Origin of the sequence: Yoonia sp., from assembly GCF_036770585.1 — a bacterium.
In the GTDB taxonomy this organism is placed as follows: domain Bacteria; phylum Pseudomonadota; class Alphaproteobacteria; order Rhodobacterales; family Rhodobacteraceae; genus Yoonia.
This window is the reverse complement of sequence record NZ_DAIPIW010000009.1, coordinates 14,530-35,439: the sequence shown is the minus strand read 5'-3', so window position 1 is coordinate 35,439 and position 20,910 is coordinate 14,530. Positions and strand designations below refer to the sequence as shown.

Annotated in this window: 17 protein-coding genes; 4 read left to right on the top strand and 13 right to left on the bottom strand. The window is 65.1% G+C overall.

The genetic code is table 11. The annotated features are described in order from the left end of the window. Positions 1–2 precede the first annotated feature (2 nt). On the bottom strand, positions 3–1,058 hold the full coding sequence (locus V7N12_RS03355; protein ID WP_333712691.1) for an alcohol dehydrogenase family protein: 1,056 nt from the start codon (positions 1,056–1,058) through the stop codon (positions 3–5). A 1-nt stretch (position 1,059) separates the two neighbouring features. Continuing rightward, positions 1,060–2,214, bottom strand: coding sequence for an acetyl-CoA C-acyltransferase (locus V7N12_RS03350; protein WP_333712690.1), 1,155 nt, complete (start codon positions 2,212–2,214; stop codon positions 1,060–1,062). Positions 2,215–2,340: 126 nt separating this feature from the next. Between V7N12_RS03350 and V7N12_RS03345 the strand changes: the two genes are divergently transcribed. Continuing rightward, positions 2,341–3,933, top strand: a complete 1,593-nt coding sequence (locus V7N12_RS03345; protein ID WP_333712689.1) for a gamma-glutamyltransferase family protein — start codon at positions 2,341–2,343, stop codon at positions 3,931–3,933. Positions 3,934–4,001: 68 nt separating this feature from the next. On the opposite strand, the gene V7N12_RS03340 is transcribed toward V7N12_RS03345, so the two are convergent. Together V7N12_RS03340 and V7N12_RS03335 are read right to left on the bottom strand one after the other, a co-directional pair. Beyond that, positions 4,002–4,394 (bottom strand): hypothetical protein, encoded by a 393-nt coding sequence (locus V7N12_RS03340; protein WP_333712687.1) that lies wholly within the window; start codon positions 4,392–4,394, stop codon positions 4,002–4,004. 90 nt (positions 4,395–4,484) lie between these two features. Beyond that, positions 4,485–5,015: an NADPH-dependent FMN reductase gene (locus tag V7N12_RS03335; protein ID WP_333712686.1), complete on the bottom strand. Its 531-nt coding sequence runs from the start codon at positions 5,013–5,015 to the stop codon at positions 4,485–4,487. Between the two features lie 116 nt (positions 5,016–5,131). Here V7N12_RS03335 and V7N12_RS03330 point away from each other — a divergent pair, with 116 nt between their 5' ends. Continuing rightward, the gene (locus V7N12_RS03330) at positions 5,132–6,781 is read left to right on the top strand and encodes a thiamine pyrophosphate-binding protein (protein ID WP_333712684.1); all 1,650 of its coding nucleotides are present in this window, start codon (positions 5,132–5,134) and stop codon (positions 6,779–6,781) included. A 48-nt stretch (positions 6,782–6,829) separates the two neighbouring features. Here the strand turns inward: V7N12_RS03330 and bluB are convergent, their stop codons facing one another. From bluB to cobN, 4 genes are all read right to left on the bottom strand, one after another. Further along, entirely contained in the window at positions 6,830–7,453 is a 624-nt protein-coding gene (bluB, locus tag V7N12_RS03325; protein ID WP_333712683.1) for a 5,6-dimethylbenzimidazole synthase, read from the bottom strand. A gap of 97 nt (positions 7,454–7,550) precedes the next feature. After that, positions 7,551–8,258, bottom strand: a complete 708-nt coding sequence (locus V7N12_RS03320; protein WP_333712681.1) for a YrbL family protein — start codon at positions 8,256–8,258, stop codon at positions 7,551–7,553. Further along, positions 8,255–8,863, bottom strand: coding sequence for a cob(I)yrinic acid a,c-diamide adenosyltransferase (gene cobO / locus V7N12_RS03315; RefSeq protein ID WP_333712679.1), 609 nt, complete (start codon positions 8,861–8,863; stop codon positions 8,255–8,257). The genes V7N12_RS03320 and cobO overlap by 4 nt, the downstream gene beginning before the upstream one ends. A gap of 33 nt (positions 8,864–8,896) precedes the next feature. Beyond that, on the bottom strand, positions 8,897–12,568 hold the full coding sequence (gene cobN / locus V7N12_RS03310) for a cobaltochelatase subunit CobN (protein ID WP_333712678.1): 3,672 nt from the start codon (positions 12,566–12,568) through the stop codon (positions 8,897–8,899). Between the two features lie 47 nt (positions 12,569–12,615). Between cobN and V7N12_RS03305 the strand changes: the two genes are divergently transcribed. After that, positions 12,616–12,780: a hypothetical protein gene (locus V7N12_RS03305; RefSeq protein ID WP_333712676.1), complete on the top strand. Its 165-nt coding sequence runs from the start codon at positions 12,616–12,618 to the stop codon at positions 12,778–12,780. Between the two features lie 2 nt (positions 12,781–12,782). On the opposite strand, the gene V7N12_RS03300 is transcribed toward V7N12_RS03305, so the two are convergent. Continuing rightward, positions 12,783–13,229 carry a GNAT family N-acetyltransferase gene (locus tag V7N12_RS03300; protein WP_333712675.1) on the bottom strand — a complete coding sequence of 149 codons (447 nt, stop codon included), beginning with the start codon at positions 13,227–13,229 and terminating at the stop codon, positions 12,783–12,785. Positions 13,230–13,237: 8 nt separating this feature from the next. Then, positions 13,238–14,302 (bottom strand): cobalamin biosynthesis protein CobW, encoded by a 1,065-nt coding sequence (gene cobW / locus V7N12_RS03295; protein ID WP_333712674.1) that lies wholly within the window; start codon positions 14,300–14,302, stop codon positions 13,238–13,240. Between the two features lie 307 nt (positions 14,303–14,609). Between cobW and smc the strand changes: the two genes are divergently transcribed. Beyond that, complete coding sequence (gene smc / locus V7N12_RS03290; protein WP_333712673.1) at positions 14,610–18,065, top strand: chromosome segregation protein SMC; 3,456 nt, start codon at positions 14,610–14,612, stop codon at positions 18,063–18,065. Positions 18,066–18,121: 56 nt separating this feature from the next. Here smc and V7N12_RS03285 read toward each other — a convergent pair whose 3' ends face one another. The 3 genes from V7N12_RS03285 to V7N12_RS03275 all read right to left on the bottom strand — a co-directional run. Further along, positions 18,122–19,285 (bottom strand): lytic murein transglycosylase, encoded by a 1,164-nt coding sequence (locus V7N12_RS03285; RefSeq protein WP_333712672.1) that lies wholly within the window; start codon positions 19,283–19,285, stop codon positions 18,122–18,124. 99 nt (positions 19,286–19,384) lie between these two features. Further along, positions 19,385–20,281, bottom strand: a complete 897-nt coding sequence (cbiB, locus tag V7N12_RS03280) for an adenosylcobinamide-phosphate synthase CbiB (protein WP_333712671.1) — start codon at positions 20,279–20,281, stop codon at positions 19,385–19,387. Continuing rightward, positions 20,278–20,910, bottom strand: a 633-nt coding sequence (locus tag V7N12_RS03275) for an aminotransferase class I/II-fold pyridoxal phosphate-dependent enzyme (RefSeq protein WP_333712670.1), incomplete at its 5' end; no start/stop codon positions are given. The genes V7N12_RS03275 and cbiB, both read right to left, overlap by 4 nt.

The window sequence follows — 20,910 nt, the reverse complement described above, 5'->3', positions numbered from 1 at the left end:
GGTCAGTCTCCGGTCGGGTGCTTCACTTCGAGGACGATCTTGCCGGTATAGGATTTCCTTGCAAAGGCGGCCTGTGCCGCGACCATATCGCGCAAAGGATAGGTGGCTGCAACCAGCGGCTTGATCGCCCCGCCTTCGATCAGCCCGATCAGGTTGCCGAAGACCTGCGGTTCCAGCACCGTTCCGCCGAAAAAGCTCAGGTCCTTGAGGTAGAGCGTCCGCACATCCAGCGCGACAATCGGCCCGCCGACCGCGCCCGAGGTCGCATAGCGCCCGTGGCGTTTAAGGACCTCGAGCAAGGCCGCAAAGCCGGACCCTGCCACCAGATCGACGACAACGTCGACGGCCTCTTTGCCCAGCATCGCCAGCAGGTCGTCGTTGCGGTCGATGCAACGGTCGGCACCAATCGCATGCAGATCATCCATCTTCGCCGCAGTGGTCAGGGCAATCACCCGCGCCCCGCGCGCCTTGGCCAGTTGCACCGCCGCCGAGCCGACACCACCCGATGCACCGGTGACCAGCACCGTCTCGCCCGCTTGCAGGTTCGCGCGGGTCAGCAGGTTCTCGGCCGTCGCATAGGAGCAGGGGAAGCTGGCCAGTTCGAGGTCGCTCAGGTCACTGTCGATGGCATGAGCATGCCGTGCGGCCACCACGCAGAATTGCGCAAAGCCGCCGTCGCAGTCCGACCCCAGAAACCACGGCGGGTCGCGCATCTGCCCGCCCGCTTCGGTCAGGCAAGGCTCGACCAGCACGCGCGCGCCGATGCGGACGGGGTCGACACCCGCGCCGACTGCCACGATATGCCCGCAGACGTCGATCCCCTGAATATGCGGAAAGCGCAGCGCATTGCCGGCCCAGCCTGCATCCGCGGCGTCATTGTCGCCTTTCGAATACCAGCCGACCCGCAGGTTGATGTCGGTGTTGTTCACCCCCGCCGCCGAGACCGCGATCAGCACCTCGCCCGCCTTCGGGACCGGCTTGGGCAGGTCCGTCCGCCATGCCAGACACTCCGGCCCGCCGTGACCCATCAGCGCCATGCCGAACATCGTCTTGCCCATGTCAGAGCCGCTCGATCGCAACGGCCGTGCCTTCGCCGCCCCCGATGCAGATCGCCGCCACCCCGCGTTTCAGGCCGCGCTTTTCCAGCGCATTCAGCAGCGTCACGATGATCCGCGCGCCTGACGCGCCGATCGGATGGCCAAGGGCACAGGCCCCGCCGTTGACGTTGATGCTGTCGCGCGGCACGCCGAGGTCCTTCATGAAGGCCATGGGCACGACCGCGAAAGCCTCGTTCACTTCCCACAAATCCACGCTGCCGACGCTCCACCCGATCCGGTCAAGCAGCTTTCGTGTGGCACCCACGGGGGCGGTCGTGAACCATCCGGGCGCCTGCGCATGTGTGGCGTGGCCAAGGATGCGCGCGCGGGCCTTGCCGCCATCCGACGACAGGACCAGTGCTGCCGCCCCGTCGGAAATGCTCGAGGCATTCGCGGCCGTCACCGTCCCGTCTTTCCTAAAGGCGGGCTTCAGCATCGGGATGCGTTCGGGATGTGCGCGGCCCGGCTGTTCGTCCACGGAAATGACGTCCTCGCCGCTGCGGGAATGGACCGTCACCGGCACGATTTCATCGCGGAAGGCCCCGCTGCGTTCCGCCGCCAGCGCATTGTCGAGCGACCCGATCGCGTATTGATCCTGCGCCTCGCGGGTGAACTGATAGGCCCCGGCACAGTCCTCGGCAAAGGTGCCCATCAGGCGGCCCTTGTCATAGGCGTCCTCCAGCCCGTCAAGGAACATGCTGTCCTGCACCGCCTGATGCCCGATCCGCGCCCCGCCGCGCATCTTGGGCAGAAGGTAAGGCGCGTTCGACATGCTTTCCATGCCGCCTGCGACGATGGTCTGCGCCGCCCCCAAGGCGATCTGGTCATAGGCGATCATCGCGGCCTTCATGCCCGATCCGCACATCTTGTTCAGCGTGGTCGCGGGCACATCTTCGGCCAATCCCGCCTTGAAACCGGCCTGCCGCGCCGGTGCCTGACCTTGCCCCGCAGGCAGAACGCAGCCCATCAGCACCTCGTCCACGGCCGGTTTTCCGGCCTTGTCCAATGCCGCCTTGATCGCCACACCGCCCAGCGTCGGCGCATCCACTTCCGAAAAGATCCCCTGAAATCCGCCCATCGGTGTGCGGGCGGCGCCTGTGATAAAGACTTCGGCCATGACTCCCCCTCCCTTGCGTGATCCAAGGCTACGCCTGCGACCCCTGAAGGGAAAGCCCTTCGATTGACATTGCAGCGGACGGCAGAGGCTTTAGATTGCCAGCGACCACCAAGGAGGACCCATACGATGCGCGATTATCATCTCCCTGGCCGCTCGCCGGTTCTGGCCAGCAACGGCATCTGCGCCACCTCGCATCCGCTGGCGGCCAAAGTCGCCGTCCAGATGCTGGAAGCAGGCGGCAACGCCATGGACGCGGCGATTGCCGGTGCGGTGCTACTGGGCATCGCCGAACCGCAGATGACGGGGATCGGTGGCGATTGCTTTGTGCTGTTCACCCCACCCGGCGAGGACCGCGTGATCGGCATGAACGGATCGGGCCGTGCGCCTGCCGGTTTCGACGCGGCCATGCTACGCGATCAGGGGCTGACCAAGATGCCGGTCTACGGGGCCACGCCCGTCACGGTCCCCGGGGCCATCGACGCCTTTTGCACATTGTCCAGGGACTGGGGCAAACTGGGCATGAAGGCGATCCTCGCCCCGGCGATCCACTATGCCGAAACAGGGATCCCCGTCGCCCCCCGCGTCGCCTTCGACTGGGCGCTGGCCGAGCACAAGGACGAAGAGGGCGGGCTGCAAGGCATCGCCCGCGATCTCTACCTCAGGGATGGACGCCCCTATCGGCAGGGCGAGATCTTCGCCGCCCCCAAACAGGCCGAGGTGCTGCGCCGCATCGCCATGGACGGCCGCGCCGGTTTCTACGAAGGCGAGGTGGCCGAGGATATGGTGAACTCGCTGCGTGCCGCGGGCGGGACCCACACGCTGGACGATTTCGCGGGTCACGCCAGCACCTATACCGACCCGATCATGGGCGGCTACGGCGGTCTCGACCTTTACGAGCATCCGCCGAACGGGCAGGGCGCGACGGCGATCCTCTTGCTCAATATCCTCAAGCATTTCGACATCGCGCAGATGGACCCATGGGGTGCTGCGCGGGCGCATATCGAGGCCGAGGCGACCAAGCTTGCCTATGACGCCCGCAACCGCTTTCTTGCCGATGCGGACCACACCACCAGGGCCGATTACATGATGGCCCCCGAGACGGCCGCGAAGCTGGCCGGCCTGATCCGGATGGACAGCGTGCTGCCCCCCGCCGCCCTGCCGGTGGAAGAGGTGCACAAGGACACGATCTACATCACCGTGGTCGACAAGGACCGGATGTCCGTGTCGCTGATCTATTCGATCTTCCATTCCTTCGGATCGGGTCTGGCCTCGGACAGGTTCGGCATCCTCTTCCAGAACCGTGGGGCGGGCTTCACCCTGACCGAGGGCCACCCGAACGAGGCCGCAGCGGGCAAGCGGCCGATGCATACGATCATTCCCGGGCTGCTGAAGAAAGACGGTAAGCCCTACATGCCGTTCGGTGTCATGGGCGGGGCCTATCAGGCCACGGGCCATGCGCGCTTTGTCAGCAACGTCACCGACTTCGGCCTCTCGCCGCAAGCGGCGATGGATGCGCCGCGCAGCTTTGCGATCGACGGCGAACTGCGCATTGAACGCGGGTATGACGACACTGTCCGCGCCGCCTTGGCCGAGAAGGGACACAAGATCGTCACGCCCGAAATCGCCATCGGCGGGTCTCAGGCGATCATGATCCACGACCGTGGCGTGCTGGAGGCAGGCAGCGATCACCGCAAGGACGGCTGCGCGCTGGGCTATTGATGAAAGGGGGGCGAAGGCCCCACTTTTTTCCTGCGCCATGATCGGCGCAGCCGCTGCCAGGCGGTTGGCTAACCCTTCTTCAACGACCGCAGGAACAGCCCCAATCCGCCGACCAGCAGGATCAGGATGATCAGCAGATCGAAGGCGCTCATCCGGGCCAGTTGCAGGGTCGTGTTCGCGATCACCCCGAAGACCAGCGCGACCAGCGCGCCACCGGCGAGGGCCCAGCCGATCCAGCTGCGGGCGTTGTAGAAGATCATCCCGACGCCGAACATGAAGGGGATCAGGATCATGCCGGTGGTGACAGGAAAGCCGCCGATGCCGAACATCCGTGACCCTATCCCAAAGACCGGGCGCACGACGATACCGTTCAGCAGCAGATAGCCCCCGCCGATCATCATGATCAGCCCGATGATAAAACTGCTGGTCCCGCCATCCGAGCCGCCCGCGCCACGTGCCATGTGATCCCCTGTCTGCACTTCCCGTCCGTGGAAATTAGGGTGCGGTGACACCGAAATCCAGAGGCGGGCAGCCAGAACAGGTATGGCAGGCTATATGCGCGCTTTCAGCGCGTCCATCAGCTCGGTCAGAAGTTTGACGGCGAAGTCGTCGGTCAGCTTGCCGGTCTCGTCGAAGGCCTTGCCGGAATTGGCCAGCATCATCTCTGGCCCTTGCAGGATGTCGGGGCGGAACGGCGTCATCATCAGGCGCAACGCGAACTGCGACCGCTCGCCCCCGGCACGTCCAGCCGCCGCCGACATGATTGCGACAGGCTTGCCAGTCCACGGCCCGCCCTTTGTCCGGCTGACCCAATCCAGCGCGTTTTTCAGAACGCCGGACGGGGCCTTGTTGTATTCCGGTGTCGAGATGATCACCGCATCCGCCGCTGCGATCTGATCGGCAAGTCTCTGAACAGACTGCGGTATCCCCTCTTGTGTTTCTATGTCCCCGTCATAGAGAGGCAGGTTGAGGTCCGCCTCGACAAAGGTGTCGGGCGCAAAGATCTCGGCCGCGGCGCGGATCAGTTTGGTATTCGTGGATGCCTTGCGCAAAGAGCCGGATATCCCGAGAAGTGTGGTCATGTCTGTTCCCTTTGCCGCTGTTCCGTCAGACCTAGGGCTGTCTTGCGAAACTGCAACCATCGCGCTTGCACAGGGCCTGTGCTTGGCACATTGTGAGCCGCAAAAGGGAGGCGGCGATGATCCGGCACGGCGGCAAAATCCTCAGCGACCAATTGGTGAAACTGGGCGTAAAGCGGGTCTTCTCCGTCCCCGGCGAAAGCTTCCTCGCCGCACTCGACGGTCTTTATGACAGCGGCATCACGAACATCGTCTGCCGTCAGGAAGGCGGCGCTGCGATGATGGCCGAGGCTTACGGCAAGATGACCGGCACACCCGGCGTTTGCTTCGTCACGCGCGGGCCGGGGGCCACGAATGCGGCGGCGGGTATCCACATCGCGCGACAGGACAGCACGCCGATGGTCCTCTTCGTCGGCCAGATCGACAACCGCCACACCGACCGCGAGACCTTTCAAGAGGTTGATTACAGGGCGGTATTCGGCGGTCTTGCGAAATGGGTCGCGCAGGTGGACCACACCGACCGGTTGCCCGAATACATCGCCCGCGCTTTCCGCGTGGCCATGTCGGGCCGCCCGGGTCCCGTGGTGCTGGCCCTGCCCGAAAACATGCTGAGCGCCGATGCGGATGTCGCGGATATCGCAATCCCTTCCCTGCCCGCCGCCCAGCTTTCGGGCGCAACGATCCAGTCTGTCATGCACGCGCTGGCACAGGCCGAACGTCCCCTGATCGTCGCAGGCGGACCGCATTGGTCGCCCGAGGCGCAGGCCGATTTGCAGGTCTTTGCCGAGACCCAGAATGTGCCGGTCGCCGTCAGCTTTCGCAGGCAGGACTATATCGACAACCGGCACCGCTGCTATGCCGGTGACCTGAACGTCGGGGTGAACCCGCGCCTTGCCAAACGGATGCGCGAGGCGGATTTCCTGATGCTGATCGGAACCCGTTTCGGCGATATCGCGACGCAGGCCTATACGCTGGTCGACCCTGCCGATCCGCGGAAAACGATCGTGCATATCCACGCGGATGCGGACGAGATCGGGCGGGTCTATGCCCCTTCCATCGGCATTGTCGCGACCGCCCCCGTCGCACTGGACCAGCTGGCGAATACCCCCCCGGCAGGAGACTGGGGCACATGGACGTCCGAAGCCCGCGCCGACTACGAGGCATGGCTTGCCCCGCAGGAAAGCCCCGGCGATCTCAAGCAGGAGGTCGTGGTGAAGTGGTTGTCCGACAATCTGCCCAAAGATGCGATTGTCACGAATGGCGCAGGAAACTATGCGGCATGGCTGCACCGCTATTTCGTCTACAAGCAGTATGGCACCCAGCTTGCCCCGACCTCGGGCTCGATGGGCTATGGTTTTCCTGCCGCCATTTCCGCATCATTGGAACATCCCGACCGGACGGTCGTCTGTCTGGCGGGGGACGGTTGTTTCCAGATGACCTGCAACGAGATGTCGACGGCCGTGCAACACGGCGCCAAGCCGATTGTCGTGGTGATGAACAACGGGCGCTATGGCACCATCCGCATGCATCAGGAAAAGCACTATCCGGCCCGCGTGTCAGGAACCGCCTTGGTCAATCCGGACTTCGCCGCCTTTGCCGACGCCTATGGCGGTCATGGCGAGCTGGTAGAGCGCAGCGAGGATTTCGCGGCCGCATTCGCGCGGGCGCATGCCTCGGGAACTGTGGCGGTCATCGAATGTCGGGTTGACGAAGAGGCGCTCTCGACGGGTGCGACACTGTTTGCCGTCCGCAACGCCGCATCTTCATGATTTCTTCAGGGTGCCTGCGACAGACTTTCTAGAAAGTCTGTGCGGGGGTTAGACATTTCGCCACGCGGTCGGACTGTTCTCCTGCCATGCGTTGCGATGCAACAGCGGCGTGTCGTCATCCGATGCCGCCTTGCCCAGACAGAAATAGCCCGTCAGCGACCAGCTTTCCGGCACGTCGAGCGTCTTGCAGATCCCCACAGGATCAAGGATCGACACCCACCCCATCCCGAGGTTCTCCGCCCGTGCCGCAAGCCAGAGCGTGTGGATCGCGGCCACGGTGGAATAGGCCAACATCTCAGGCATCGTCTGGCGCCCCAGCCCGTGTCCCGCTGCGGGATCGGTCTCGGTGAAAATCGCAAGATGCACGGGGGCATCGCGTAGCCCTGCCAGCTTCAGGGCGTTATAGGCCGTGCGCCTGTCGCCCTTGTAAGGCGTTGCGGCCGCAGCGTTCGCCGCCTCGAAATTGGCGGTGACCGCCGCGCGTTTGTCGGCCGAGACCACGTTCAGCACCCGCCACGGTCGCGCATTGCCGACAGAGGGGGCCAGATCCATCGCCGCGCGCAGGCGGTCCAGAACCGCACTGTCGATCGGGTCGGGCAGGAAATGCCGCACATCCCGCCGCCAACGCAGGATCTCGTGCAGGGCATCGCGGTGGGCTTGGGTCAGTTCCATATCAGTCTCGCATCGCTCTGCGGCCCCGGCCTGGCTGCACGGTCTGGTGCCAGGGCCGCATTCAGTGAGGACGGGATTTTGCGCATCGTAGCCTCCTCTACCTTGCACGGTAGAACAGCTTGGTGTCCGATGACCACTGCAGTCCGGTCTTGCGGGCCAGTCGTTTGCAACTGTCATCGAGACCGAGCCGATTGAACATCCGGCCCCAAGAACGGATGGGAATGGCATGGATATCGCCGAAGCCGTCAACAAGCACGCATTCGCGCGGCCCCTTGTGGCCGCCGATCACCCGCTGACCGAAGACAAAATTGCGGGCCGTCATGTCACCGACGCGCACATCGTAAAGATAGAGTCGTCGGATGGTGTCATTGAAAAGTCCCAGGTCCGTCGCTGTCAGCGACCCGTCACCCGTCTTTTTCTCCAGCGTCGATCCAAGATTGCCATGACCGTCAAGCACGGCATCGCACAGGCAGCCAAGGCCGAGGGTGGTGGCGACAAAGCCATACATATGTGTGATCGGGGGACGGATCTTGTCCGAGTCGGGACGCAGCATCATGCGCAGGTATTCCTGATATTCCTTGCGCACCCAGCGGCGGCGCAGATTGGGGAAAAGGCGCTCTCCTGTTGTGGCCATGCGTGATCGGCCCTGTGCTTCGGGCATCTTGCGCAGCAACTTGATCAGGCGTGTCGGATCATCCGGGTGACGGTAGACCTCGCGCTGGGTGCCGCTGGCCAAACAGTCGGCCGGGTCGATGTGCAGCTTGGGATCCGGTGCCTGTTCCTGGACAAGGCGGTCCGCGATCAATACTCGACCCCGATCTGCGCCTTGATGCCCGACCGGAAGGGGTGTTTGACCAGTTCCATTTCCGTGACCAGATCGGCGATCTCGATCAGGTCGTCGTGGGCGTTCCGGCCTGTCAGGACAACATGTGTCATCTCGGGCTTGTGGTCGCGCAGGAAGCCCACAACCTCGGCGATATCCACATAATCATAGCGGATCGCGATGTTGATCTCGTCCAGCAGCACCATATGGTTGCTTTCATCGAGGATCAGCTCTTTCGCCTTGGCCCAGGCGGCCTGTGCCATCTCGGTATCGCGGGACTTGTCCTGCGTTTCCCAGGTGAACCCTTCGCCCATGGTGTGGAATGCGCAAGTATCGCTGAACCTCGACAGGATCAGATCACGCTCGCCCGTGGACATGCCCCCCTTGATGAACTGCACGACGGCACATTTCATGTCATGCGCGATGCAGCGGAAGATCATCCCGAAAGCGGCCGAGGATTTGCCCTTGCCCTTGCCGGTGTGGACGATGATCAGACCCTTCTTGTCGGTCTTGGTGGCCATGATCTTGTCGCGGGCGGCCTTCTTTTTGGCCATCTTCATCGCGTGGCGGTCGGTGTCTTCGGTCATGATCATCCCTTTCCCTCGTCTGTCGTTGCAACCCTAGAGCAATCCCGCAATCCGCGCACGGGCCGAGTTCGATTTCGGCTGCCAGAGCTTGCGGTCGATCGCCTCCTGCAGGCGCTGAGCGATTTCCCGCAAGGCGGGGGCATTGGCTTCGGCAATAAAATCGCGGGTGTCCTGATCCGCAAGAAAGGCTTCTTCGACCAGATCGAAGTGGTGGTTGCGCACGGCCCCCGTCGTGGCGGCAAAGGCAAAGAGGTAATCCACCGTGGCCGCGATCTCGAAAGCGCCCTTGTAGCCGTGACGTTTGACGCCCGCGATCCATTTGGGGTTCACCACGCGGGACCGGACAACGCGGCCGATTTCATCTTCCAGTGATCGGATGACGGGACGTTCGGGGCGGGAATGATCGTTGTGGTAGATCGGGCGGTCCCGGCCCTGCAGGGTGCTGACAGCGGCAGCGGCCCCGCCTTCGAACTGGTAGTAGTCGTCGCTATCCAGCACGTCATGTTCGCGGTTGTCCTGGTTCTGGACGATGGCCTCGGTCTGGGACAGGCGCGCCTCGAAAGCCGCGCGGTCGCGGCGTCCCGCGGCGCCCGATCCATAGGCGTAAGAGCCCCATTCCAGATAGGCCTCGGCGAAATCGGATTTCTCGGCCCAGATGCGTTCGTCGATCAGCGCCTGCAGGCCCGCGCCATAGGCCCCCGGCTTGGAGCCGAAAACGCGGGTCTGGTCCTCGCCTGCCTTGGTGTGGGCGGCGGCGGGGTTGAGGTCTGCGGGTTCGTCCAGCGCCTGCACGGCGCGGGCGGCTGAATCGACCAGCGCGATCAGTTGCGGGAAGGCATCGCGGAAGAAGCCCGAGATGCGCAAGGTCACGTCCACGCGCGGACGGCCAAGCACGGATTGGGGCAGCACCTCGAACCCCGTCACGCGGCGGTTGGCGCTGTCCCATGTGGGCTTGACCCCCATCAGGGCCAGCGCCTGCGCGATATCGTCACCGCCTGTGCGCATATTGGCCGTGCCCCATGCGGTCACCAGCATCGTGCGCGGCCAGTCGCCGTGGTCCTGCAGGTGTTTCTCGATCAGCAGGTTGGCGGATTTCCAGCCCAGGGCCCAAGCGGTCGGGGTCGGCACCGCGCGGCTGTCGACGGAATAGAAGTTGCGCCCCGTCGGCAGCACGTCCAGCCGCCCGCGCGTCGGCGCACCAGAGGGGGCGGGGGGGACGAATTTGCCGTCAAGCGCGCGCAGGATACCTGCGCCTTCGTCCGGGCCGCATCTTGCGATGATCGGGCGGATGCGGTCGGTGATTTCGGCCAGAACCTCGGCCGCGCGGGGGCCGGGCGGCGTGGCATGCCCGTCGAGCAGCCGCTGGGACATCAGTTCGAGCCGTTCGACGGTATCACCATTCGTGCGCCACGTGCCTTGCCCCGCAAGAGCTTCGGGCTTTTTCGCCGCCGGTGCCGCCAGATCGCAGTCCAGCGGATCGAAGGCCAGCCCCAGATCGGCAGCCAGCGCCCGCAGAAGCGAGGCATCGCGGCCCTTGCCATCGCCGCGCGGCACGCGGGCCAGCGCGATGGCAAGGTCGCGTTCCTGCATACCTTCCGGCGACTGCCCGAAGACATGCAGCCCGTCCCTGATCTGCGCTTCCTTCAACTCGCACAAGTAAGCGTCCAGCTTGCCCAGATCGGTTTCCTGATCACCGGTGAAACCCGCGTCCTTGGCAAGTCCGGTAACATCCGAGAGCGAGAGAATGTCCTTGCGCAGATGCGCGATGCGGCGCGGGTCGACGCCTGCGGCCTCGTAGTATTCGTCCACCAGCGCTTCCAGATCGCGCAGGGGGCCATAGCTTTCGGCACGGGTCAGCGGCGGGGTCAGGTGGTCGATGATCACGGCGCTTGCGCGGCGCTTGGCTTGCGTGCCTTCGCCGGGATCGTTGACGATGAAAGGGTAGATATGCGGGGTCGGGCCAAGGATCGCCTCGGGCCAGCAGGTCTCGGACAGGGCGACGGCCTTGCCCGGCAGCCATTCGAGGTTGCCGTGTTTGCCCATATGCACGATCGCATCCGCGCCCCAATGGTGCCGCAGCCAGAAGTAGAAGGCGAGGTAGCTGTGCGGCGGGACAAGGTCGGGGGAATGGTAGGTGTCGGTCGGATCGATGTTGTAACCGCGCGCCGGTTGCAGCCCGACGACGGCAGTGCCGAAGCGGTGGATCGACAGGGCGAACCCGGTCAGCGCACCCTTCGCCAGAATGAAGGGGTCGTCGTCCGGTTGCCCCCAGCGCGCGGTGATCCGATCTTTCAGGTCCCAAGGCAAAGCGTTGAAATGCCGGTTGTAGACGTCGAGGGGCAGCACCTCGCCGCCCTCTTTTTCGGCACGGTCGGTCAGCCAGTTGGTGGGGCCTGCCATGATCCGCGCCATCAGGGCGGCGCTGTCGGCGGGTGGGGTGACCCTGTGCCCCGCGTCCTGCAGAAGGTTCAGCACATGCATCGTGCCCGCAGGCGTATCAAGGCCGACGCCATTGGCCAGCCGCCCGTCCTTGTTGGGGTAGTTGGCAAGGATCAGGGCGGTTTTCTTGTCGGCGGCAGCGGTGCGCCGCAGATCGGCCCAGCCCTTGGTCAGTCGCGTAACAAAATCGATCCGGTCGCCGCGCGCCTGATAGGTGGCGATGGGGCATTCGGTGGCCGCGTCAAAGAAGGCCTCGCCCTTGAAGCTGACCGCGCGCGACAGGATACGCCCGTCCACCTCTGGCAGGGCCACGTTCATCGCGATGTCGCGGGCGGACAGACCGTGCAGACCCTCGGCCCACGATGCCTCGGACCCTGCCGAGAGGATCACCTGAAAGATCGGCGCGTCGTTGACCAGAAGCGGGTTCTCGGGGCTGTCGTCGCCGTCATGCGGGCTGCCCACGGCGAAGGCGGTGCAGTTGAGGATCACATCCGGCGGGGCCGCGCCGAAGAGGTGGGCAAGGGTCGCGGTGCTGACAGGGTCTTTCAGGCTGGCGACAAAGACGGGCAGCGGGTTCAGGCCAGCGCGCAGCAGGCTGCGGGTCAGGCGGTTGATCGGGTTCAGCCCGCCGCCCTGCACCAACGCGCGATAAAAGACGATCGGCACGATCGGCGCACCCGTCGTCCATTCGGCCTCAGCCGCGCCGAGGTCGGCGATGCCCGCACCCGGCCAATAGACGCCTGCGCGCAGCAGGGGGCTGGCGGCGGCAGGCTTTTCCGCACCTGTCAGCATCGCCTTGGCATAGGTCAGAAAGCCGGTGCTGTTCTGCGGCCCGCCCTCGACCAGATAGGCCCAGAGCGCGTCGTAATCCCCCGCGCCGACAGTCGAGAGTTCACGCAACTCGGGGTCGGGCTTGTCATCGCCCGGCAGGGCTACGAATGGCACACCCGCCTCTCGCAGTCGCGCGGCGTATTGGATCAGCCCGTATTTCCAATAGCCCGCCCCGCCAAGGATACGGGCGATGACAAGGCGCGATTTGGTGGCGCAGTCGTCGAGATGCAGATCGACCGACATCGGGTGCGTCTGATGCATCATGTTGGCCAGCCGCAGGGTTGGTGGGTCCACCATGTCCGAGCGTGCCTCGGACAGCGCCGCAAGTTCGGTATCGGCGGCGGAAATGAAGACGACATCGGCGGGGGTCTGACCCAGATCGACAGGCTCGGTCCCGTCGGAAATCGCACCGGGGGTTGCAGCAAGCAGGTGCATCAGGGGTTCCGCTGTGCTAGGGCGCGTGCAAACAAGAGGGTTCCATCATGGACTACAACGCCGCCGGTGCGCCGAAAAAGGGCAAGAACGCCCCGAAACATACCGAACACAACATCCACGGCAGTAGCAAAAAGCCGTTCGGACAACGCCCCGACAAGGCCGAACTGCTGGCCCGCCTGAAAGCGGCGGCCGAGGCAAAGAAACCGAAGTAGCGTCAAAGCCGCTTCTCCATGAAAACCGAAGAGCCGTTTTCGACGTAGTCGGCAAAGGGGCCACGGTCATCGTAACCGAGCCGTGCATAAAGCCTGATCGCCGCTGGTGACGCCAGACCTGTCTCAAGCCGCATCATGGCCAACCCCTCGGCCCGGGCATGGTCTTCGCAGGCGGCAATCAGGGCATCAGCCCATCCTGCGCCGCGATAGCCCGGTGCCACGTAGATCCGCTTGAGTTCGCCGTAAGTCCCGTAGTTTCCGTAGCCGCCGCAAGTGGCCGGGGTTTCGCCGTCACATCCGACGAAGAACCGCACATCCCCGTCAACCAGTTGCTGCGGTGAAAAGGCGAACCGGACCTCGGGCGGATAGAGCGCCGCCTGCTCGCGCTCGGAGCCTTCGATCAGGATCAGCGCCTTGGGGTCCAGCGGCGAGGTGCGTTCGATCTGCATCGGCTTTGTCAGCGCAGCAAGGCGTCGGTAATGCCTGCGCGATCGAGACCGGCCTCGCCGATCACGACCAGACGGGTCTGGCGCGGGGTGGCGCCGAACGGCTGGTCGAAATAGGTATCCACGCGCGGCCCGACTGCCTGCAGCGTCAGGCGCATCGGCTTGCCTGCAACTGCGACGAAACCTTTCAGGCGCAGGATGTCATGGGCGCGGATCACATCGGCGACCTGTTCGGCGAAAGCCTTGGCATCCGTCACCTCGCCGCGTGTGACGACGAAACTTTCGAATTCGTCGTGGCCGTGTTCATGCGCGTGGTCGTGGTGATCGTCGTCTTCGTCATCATGGTGGTGATGGTGGTGGATTTCATGCCGCGCTTCCAGATCGCTTTCCGCACCGATCCCCTGTCCCAGAAGAACATCGACCGGCAGGGCGCCCATCGCGGCTTTCACGACCTGCACGCCGGCGCGCGCCTCGGACTTCAGCCTGCCGGTCAGCGCCTCGGCCTCGTCCGCCGCCAGAAGGTCGGTCTTGTTCACCACGATCATGTCAGCGCAAGCGATCTGGTCCTCGAAGAGTTCCGACAGCGGCGTTTCGTGGTCGAGGTTCTCGTCCATCGCGCGCTGGGCGTCGACGGCGGCGACGTTATGGGCGAACTGGCCGTCATGGACCGCGCGGCCATCGACGACCGTGACGACGCCGTCGACCGTCACCTTGGTGGAAATACCGGGCCAGTTGAAGGCGCGCACCAAGGGCTGCGGCAAGGCAAGGCCGGATGTCTCGATCACGATGTGGTCCGGTTTGACGTCGCGCGCCAGCAGCGCCTCCATCGTCGGGATGAAGTCATCGGCAACGGTGCAGCAGATACAGCCATTCGACAGTTCCACGATATCATCTTCGGAACAGACCTCATCCCCGCACCCTTTCAGGATGTCGCCATCGACGCCGAGATCACCGAATTCGTTGATGATCAGGGCGATCCGCTTGCCTTGGGCGTTTTGCAGCATGTGCCGGATCAGCGTTGTCTTGCCTGCACCCAGAAAGCCGGTGACGACGGTGGCGGGAATTTTGGCGGGCATGGGTCTCTCCGGAAAATGGCGGTCGCAACGCTCATGTTTTGGCGGCGTGGTCGCCATGATGCAAGGGGCGACTGCGCGCAGGCTGGCCCCGGCGCGACCATGGGTCCGCTATTCGCGACACCTCCCTGTCGGACTGTTTCCCTGTTTCGGGGCAGAGACGCGACCTGGGGCGGCAATTCGTGCGAAAATCCCAATATCTTGTGGATAAGCAGGCGAAGTGTCGCACATCCTGCGGTTCCGGCGTTGACTCGTGGCTTGGCGGGGGGCGATGCTTGGGTCCTGACCGGAATCAACGGGCGACGAATCATTGCGCTTTAGCAAACTTCGACTGAACGGCTTCAAAAGCTTCGTGGACCCGACCGATTTGATCATCGCGGACGGGCTGACCGGTGTTGTCGGCCCGAACGGCTGCGGCAAGTCCAACCTGCTGGAAGCCTTGCGCTGGGTCATGGGCGAAAACCGCCCGACCGCGATGCGGGGCGGCGGCATGGAAGACGTGATCTTCGCCGGTGCCGCCACGCGCCCCGCCCGCAACTTTGCCGAGGTCGCGCTGATCATCGACAATGGCGAGCGGTTGGCCCCCGCCGCCTTCAACGACAGCGACCAGCTCGAGATCATCCGCCGGATCACCCGCGATGCGGGCTCGGCCTACAAGGTCGGCAGCAAGGATGTGCGGGCGCGCGATGTGCAGATGCTGTTCGCCGATGCCTCGACCGGCGCGCATTCGCCCGCGCTTGTGCGGCAGGGCCAGATTTCGGAACTGATCAACGCCAAGCCCAAGTCGCGCCGCCGTGTTCTGGAAGAGGCGGCGGGGATTTCCGGTCTCTACCAGCGGCGGCACGAGGCCGAGTTGAAGCTGAAGGGTGCCGAAGGCAACCTGACCCGCGTCGACGATGTGATCGAGCAACTAGCCAACCAGTTGACCCAGCTTGCCCGTCAGGCTCGTCAGGCAGCGCGCTATCGCGAGATCGGCGAGAAACTGCGTCAGGCCGAGGGGATGTTGCTTTATCGCCGCTGGAAAGAGGCGGACGAGGCATTGATGGCGGCCAGCGCGCAATTGCGCGAGCGGACGACCGATGCGGCCAAGGCCGAGACCGCAGCGCGCGAGGCCGCCAAGGCCCGCACCAGGGCCGAGGATGCCCTGCCCCCCCTGCGCGAGGAAGAGGCGATTGCAGCCGCCGTCCTGCAACGCCTTCAGGTCCAGCGCGACACCCTGTCGGATCAGGAACAGCGCGCCCGCGACATGATCGACACGCTGACCGGGCGGATCGACCAACTGACCCGCGACATGGAACGCGAAAGCGGGCTGAACCGCGATGCGGGCGAGACGATCGAACGGCTCGAATGGGAAGCGCGCGAGATTGCCAAGGCGGGGCAAGGGCACGAAGCGCGGCTTGATGCGGCACAGGCCGAGGCGCGCGAGGCCGCAGGCGTGCTGCAACAGCGCGAGACCGATCTGGCGCAACTGACCGAGGATGTGGCCCGCCTTGCCGCCCGTCACCAGTCCGCGCAGCGTCTGCTGGACGACAATCGCACCACGCTGACCAAAAGCGAGCAAGAGGCCGCCAAGGCCAAGGCCGCCGTGAAAGAGGCCGCAGCAGCCCTTGCAAAGGCCGAAGCCGACTTTGCCGCGGCGGGCGAGGCCGAGAAAGCCGCCGTCGCCGCAGCCGCAAGGGCCGATGCCGCCCTTGTCGCCGCTGAAGCCGCCCGCGCCGATACACAGGCCCGCGAAAGCGACGCCCGCGCGATGCGGTCGCAAGCCGAGGGCGAGGCGAACGCCCTGCGTGCCGAAGTCGCGGCCTTGGCCAAACTTGTCGAACGCGATACCGCCGAAGGGGGGCAGGTGCTTGACCTGCTGCGCGTTGAAGCGGGCTACGAAAAGGCGCTGGGTGCGGCCCTTGCCGATGATCTGCGCGCGCCCGAGGTCTCGGGTGACGGGCCTTCCGGCTGGGTCGCCCTGCCGGCCTATGCCCAGGCCCAGACCCTTCCCGATGGCGTCAAGGCGCTGACCAATTTCGTGTCGGTGCCGCCGGTGCTGGTGCGGCGGATGGGGCAGGTGGGTCTGGTCGCCGCGGCCGATGGGCCAGCCTTGCAGGCAAAGCTGAAGCCGGGGCAGCGTCTGGTCTCGATCGAGGGCGATCTGTGGCGGTGGGACGGTTTCCGCGCGGGGGCCGAGGATGCGCCGTCGGCGGCGGCGCTGCGGCTGCAACAACTCAACCGGTTGACCGAGCTGAAGCGCGATCTGGAAGAATTGAACGCGACGGCCCTCGGGGCGGCGCAGGCGCATGAGACGCTGACCCAGCTTCTGCGCACCCAGACCGAGGCTGACCACGCCGCCCGCGAGGCGCGCCGCAATGCCGACCGCGCGGTCGCCGATGCCAATCGTGCCGCAAGCCGCGCCGAGGCGGACCGGAACCTGTCGCAAGGGCGGCTTGAAAGCCTTGGACTGGCCGTGAAACGCCATGAAGAAGAGGCGATGGCGGCCCGCACCTCGCTGGCAGAGGCCGAGAAAGCGGTCGCCGAACTGGGCGATCTTGCGACCGCCCGCGCCTCGGTCGAGGACGTCAAGATGACGGTCGAGGCCGCGCGGATCACGATGATGTCGCGCCGCTCGGCCTTTGATGAGATTCGCCGCGAAGGCGAGACACGGCTGAAGCGGTCACAAGAGATCACCAAGGAAATCAGCGGCTGGAAGCACCGGCTGGAAACCGCAAACAAGCGCACCGCCGAACTGGCAGACCGCAAGGACGCCTCCGAGGCGCAACTGCGCGAGGCCAATGCCGCCCCCACCGAGATCGCCGCCAAGCGCGCGGAACTCGCCGATGCGATCGACGCGGCCGAGGCGCGCCGCAAGGCATCTGCCGACAAACTGGCCGCGGCGGATGGCGCCTTGCGCGAGGCGGGCCATGCCGAACGCGAGGCCGAACGTCTGGCCTCGGAAGCGCGCGAGGCCCGCGCCCGTGCCGAAGCCCGCGCCGATGCCGCCCGCGAAACGGTCGCCTATGCCGAAGAACGCATCATGGAAGCGCAAGAGGTCACACCGGCGCAATTGCTTGAGGCACTGGGCATGGATGTCGACCAGATGCCCGCTGCCGAAAAGGTCGAGGCCGAGGTCAACGCCCTCAAGCGCCAGCGCGACGCACTTGGTGCGGTGAACCTACGGGCCGAGGAAGACGCCAAGGAGGTGCAGGTCGAGCATGACAATCTGGTCAGCGAAAAGGCCGATCTGGAAGCCGCGATTGCCGCGCTGCGGTCCGGTATCGCCAGCCTGAACCGTGAAGGCCGCGAACGTCTGCTGACCGCCTTCGAACAGGTGAACGAGAATTTCGGCCTGCTCTTCACCCATCTTTTCGGCGGGGGTGAGGCCAAGCTGGTGCTGGTGGAATCCGACGACCCGCTCGAGGCTGGACTGGAAATCATGTGCCAGCCGCCCGGCAAGAAGCTGAGCACCCTGTCGCTGCTGTCAGGCGGCGAACAGACGCTGACCGCACTTGCGCTGATCTTTGCGGTCTTCCTTGCCAACCCCGCCCCGATCTGTGTGCTGGACGAGGTGGACGCACCTTTGGACGATGCCAACGTCACCCGCTTCTGCGATCTTCTGGACGAGATGACCCGCCGGACCGAGACCCGTTTCCTGATCATCACCCACCATGCCGTCACCATGAGCCGGATGGACCGCCTGTTCGGCGTGACCATGGGCGAGCAGGGCGTATCGCAGCTTGTCTCGGTGGACCTCAAAAAGGCCGAGGCGCTGGTGGCCTGAGCCGCGAACGGGCGGAGCCCAGTGGGCCAATAATGACGACAGTGGAGCGCCCAATCCTAAAGTCGGTTCAGCAGTTCCCTTGTCGGCCATGCGTCTGCGGGCAGACCAAGACGGATTTGTTCGGCCTGGACCGCCTCTCGTGTCATCGCGCCTAGAATCCCGTCGATCCCGCCAACGTCATGTCCGCGCGCGGTCAGTTTCTGTTGCAGGGCGACCATCTCTTCCCCTGACAGGGCGGGCGAGGGATTGCCTGCGTCATAGACCGGCGCGCCTTCCAGCCGTGTCGCGAAGTAGGCGGCGGTGGTCACATAGACGAAGCTCTTGTTCCAGTCGAAATAGACCTCGAAATTCGGATAGGCGAGGAAGGCCGGACCGTTGCGGCCCATCGGCAGCAGGACCGAGGCTTGCAGGTTCGCAGGCCCCAGCGATCCGGTGCGCGCGCGCACGCCGCGATTGGCCCAGTCCTGCACGCTGGCCTTGTGGTTCAGACCCGTCTGCGCCCAGTCAAGGTTTTGCGGCACCACGATTTCCTGCAACCAAGGTTCGTTGGGTCGCCAGCCAAGGGACGACAGCACATTCGCGCCGGTCATCAGCGCATCGGGGGCGGATCCCTTCAGATCGACGATCCCGTCGCCGTCGCCATCCATCCCTTGGGCCACGATCTCGCGCGGGAGTTTCTGAAGCTGTCCGATCTCGCCCGCCCATGCGCCGGTCGTGGTCGCGGGGTCCATACCGCCGCGCCGGTAAAGCTCGATCGCGGCCAGCAGTTGCGGCCGGAACAACTCGGGGCGGCGGCAGTCATGCGCAAGCGTCAGCAGCGCGTTGCGGGTGTTGAAGCTGCCCTGCACCTGCCCGTAGTCGGTCTCGAACGCCCAGAAGGCCAGCAGCACGCCGCGCGGGATACCAAAGCGGCGCTGGATCTCGTCGAAGGTCGCGTCGAACCGGTTGCCGTAGAAGGCGCCGTTGTCGATGCGGTTCTGGCTGATCAGGCGGCGCGAGAAGTCGATGAAGTCGCGCTGGAACACGCCTTGTGCGCGGTCGGCGCGGATCACGGCGGGGTCGATGTCGGCCCCGCGAAAGAAGGCGTCGATCGTGGCGTCAGGCAGGCCCTGCGCCCTCGCCTCGGCTTTGACCCCGTCGATGAATGCCCCGACAGGGCCGCCGCAGGTCTGGGCGGTCGCAGTGCTGGCAAAGAGCATCAGGGCAAGGGTTGTGCGCATGGGGTATCTCCGCTCGGGTCTGTTTTGCGGGTAGCCTAGCAGCGGCGGTATCAGGTGCAAAGGTGTTGCAGGGCAACGGTGCGGGAAATGGCCGACCCGTCAGAGAAAGGCCAGCAGCATCACAAGGCCAAGTGATATCGCCCATGTCTTCCAGAGGGTGGCGACGGCGGCATCGATGTGATCGGGGCCGAGGTCGCGCGCGCCTTCCTCATTCACGAAAGGGTAGTCACGGATTTCGCCGTCATAGCTGCGCGGTCCGCTCAGCGCGATGCCAAGTCCGTGCGCCATCGCCGCCTCGGGCCAGCCCGCGTTGGGCGAGCGGTGCAGCGGCGCGTCCCGAAGAATGGGGCTCGGCGCGGGGCACTTGGTTGCGGCCCAGATCAGCAGGGCCGTCAGCCGCGCGGGGATCAGGTTCAGCAGATCGTCGAAACGGGCGGCGGCCCAGCCGAAGGCCTCGTGCCGCGGTGTCCGGTAGCCGATCATGCTGTCGGCGGTATTGGTGATCTTGTAAAGCAGCAGCCCCGGCAGCCCCGCGACGGCGCACCAGAAGATCGGGGCGATGACCCCGTCCGACAGGTTCTCGGCGGCGCTTTCGATGGCGCCACGGGCCACGGCGGGTCCGTCCATGCCGCGCGTATCACGCCCCACGATCATGGCAACGCTGCGGCGGGCGTCCCCGACCGACAGCCGCAGGGCATCCGCAACAGCCTGCACATGATCGACAAGGGATTTCTGCGCCAGCAGCACCGCGATCACGATCACATCCAGCCAGACACCCGGCACAAGCGTGATCAGCCAGCCAAGCATCAGCGCGCCGGTCCCCAGTCCGACCATGACAAGAAGTCCGTTCCGCTGCCTCTGCTCGCCGGTATTGAACTGCCGGTCACACCATCCGACCGTTCTGCCCATCAGCACCGCCGGATGCGGCAGCCGCGACCAGATCCAGCGCGGTTCGCCGAAGACGGCATCGAGGATCATCCCGAGAACGAGGCTCACAGCGCAGTTTCCAGCCGGTCCCATTGATCCGGTGCAGGCAGGCCAAGGCGCAGCCAGCGCGGATTATAGGGAAAGGTGCGCGACCAGATGTGATGCCGTGCAAGGCGGTCTTGCCATGCGGCGGCAGTGTCCACCTCATAAAGCCGAAAGAGTGCCGTCCCACCGACCAGCATCGCACCCTTGCCGGTCATCAGCCCGTCAAGCCGCGCGGCATCCGCTTCAAGCCGCAGGCGCGTCTCGGCGGCCCATCCGGTGTCCGCCAGTGCCGCAGCGCCGATGCCAAGCGCCGGTCCCGATACCTGCCAAGGTCCGAGGATGTCACGCAAGGCACCGATCAGCACGGGGTCACCGATGGCAAACCCCAGCCGTAGCCCCGCCAGCCCCCAGAACTTGCCGAAGCTCTTGAGAACGATGGTGCCCGCGCGGGCCGCCTGCGCGATCAGGCTCTGGTCCGGCATCACATCGCAAAAGCTTTCGTCGATGATCCGGTGGTCGGCGGCCAGATCCGAGACCTGCCACAGCCGCCCGTCGGGGTTGTTCGGGTGGACGACCACCTTGGCATGGCGGGTTTCCGCAGACCGCGCCCAGCCTGCCGCCGCGAAGGCTGCGGCGTGTTCGTTGTAGGTCGG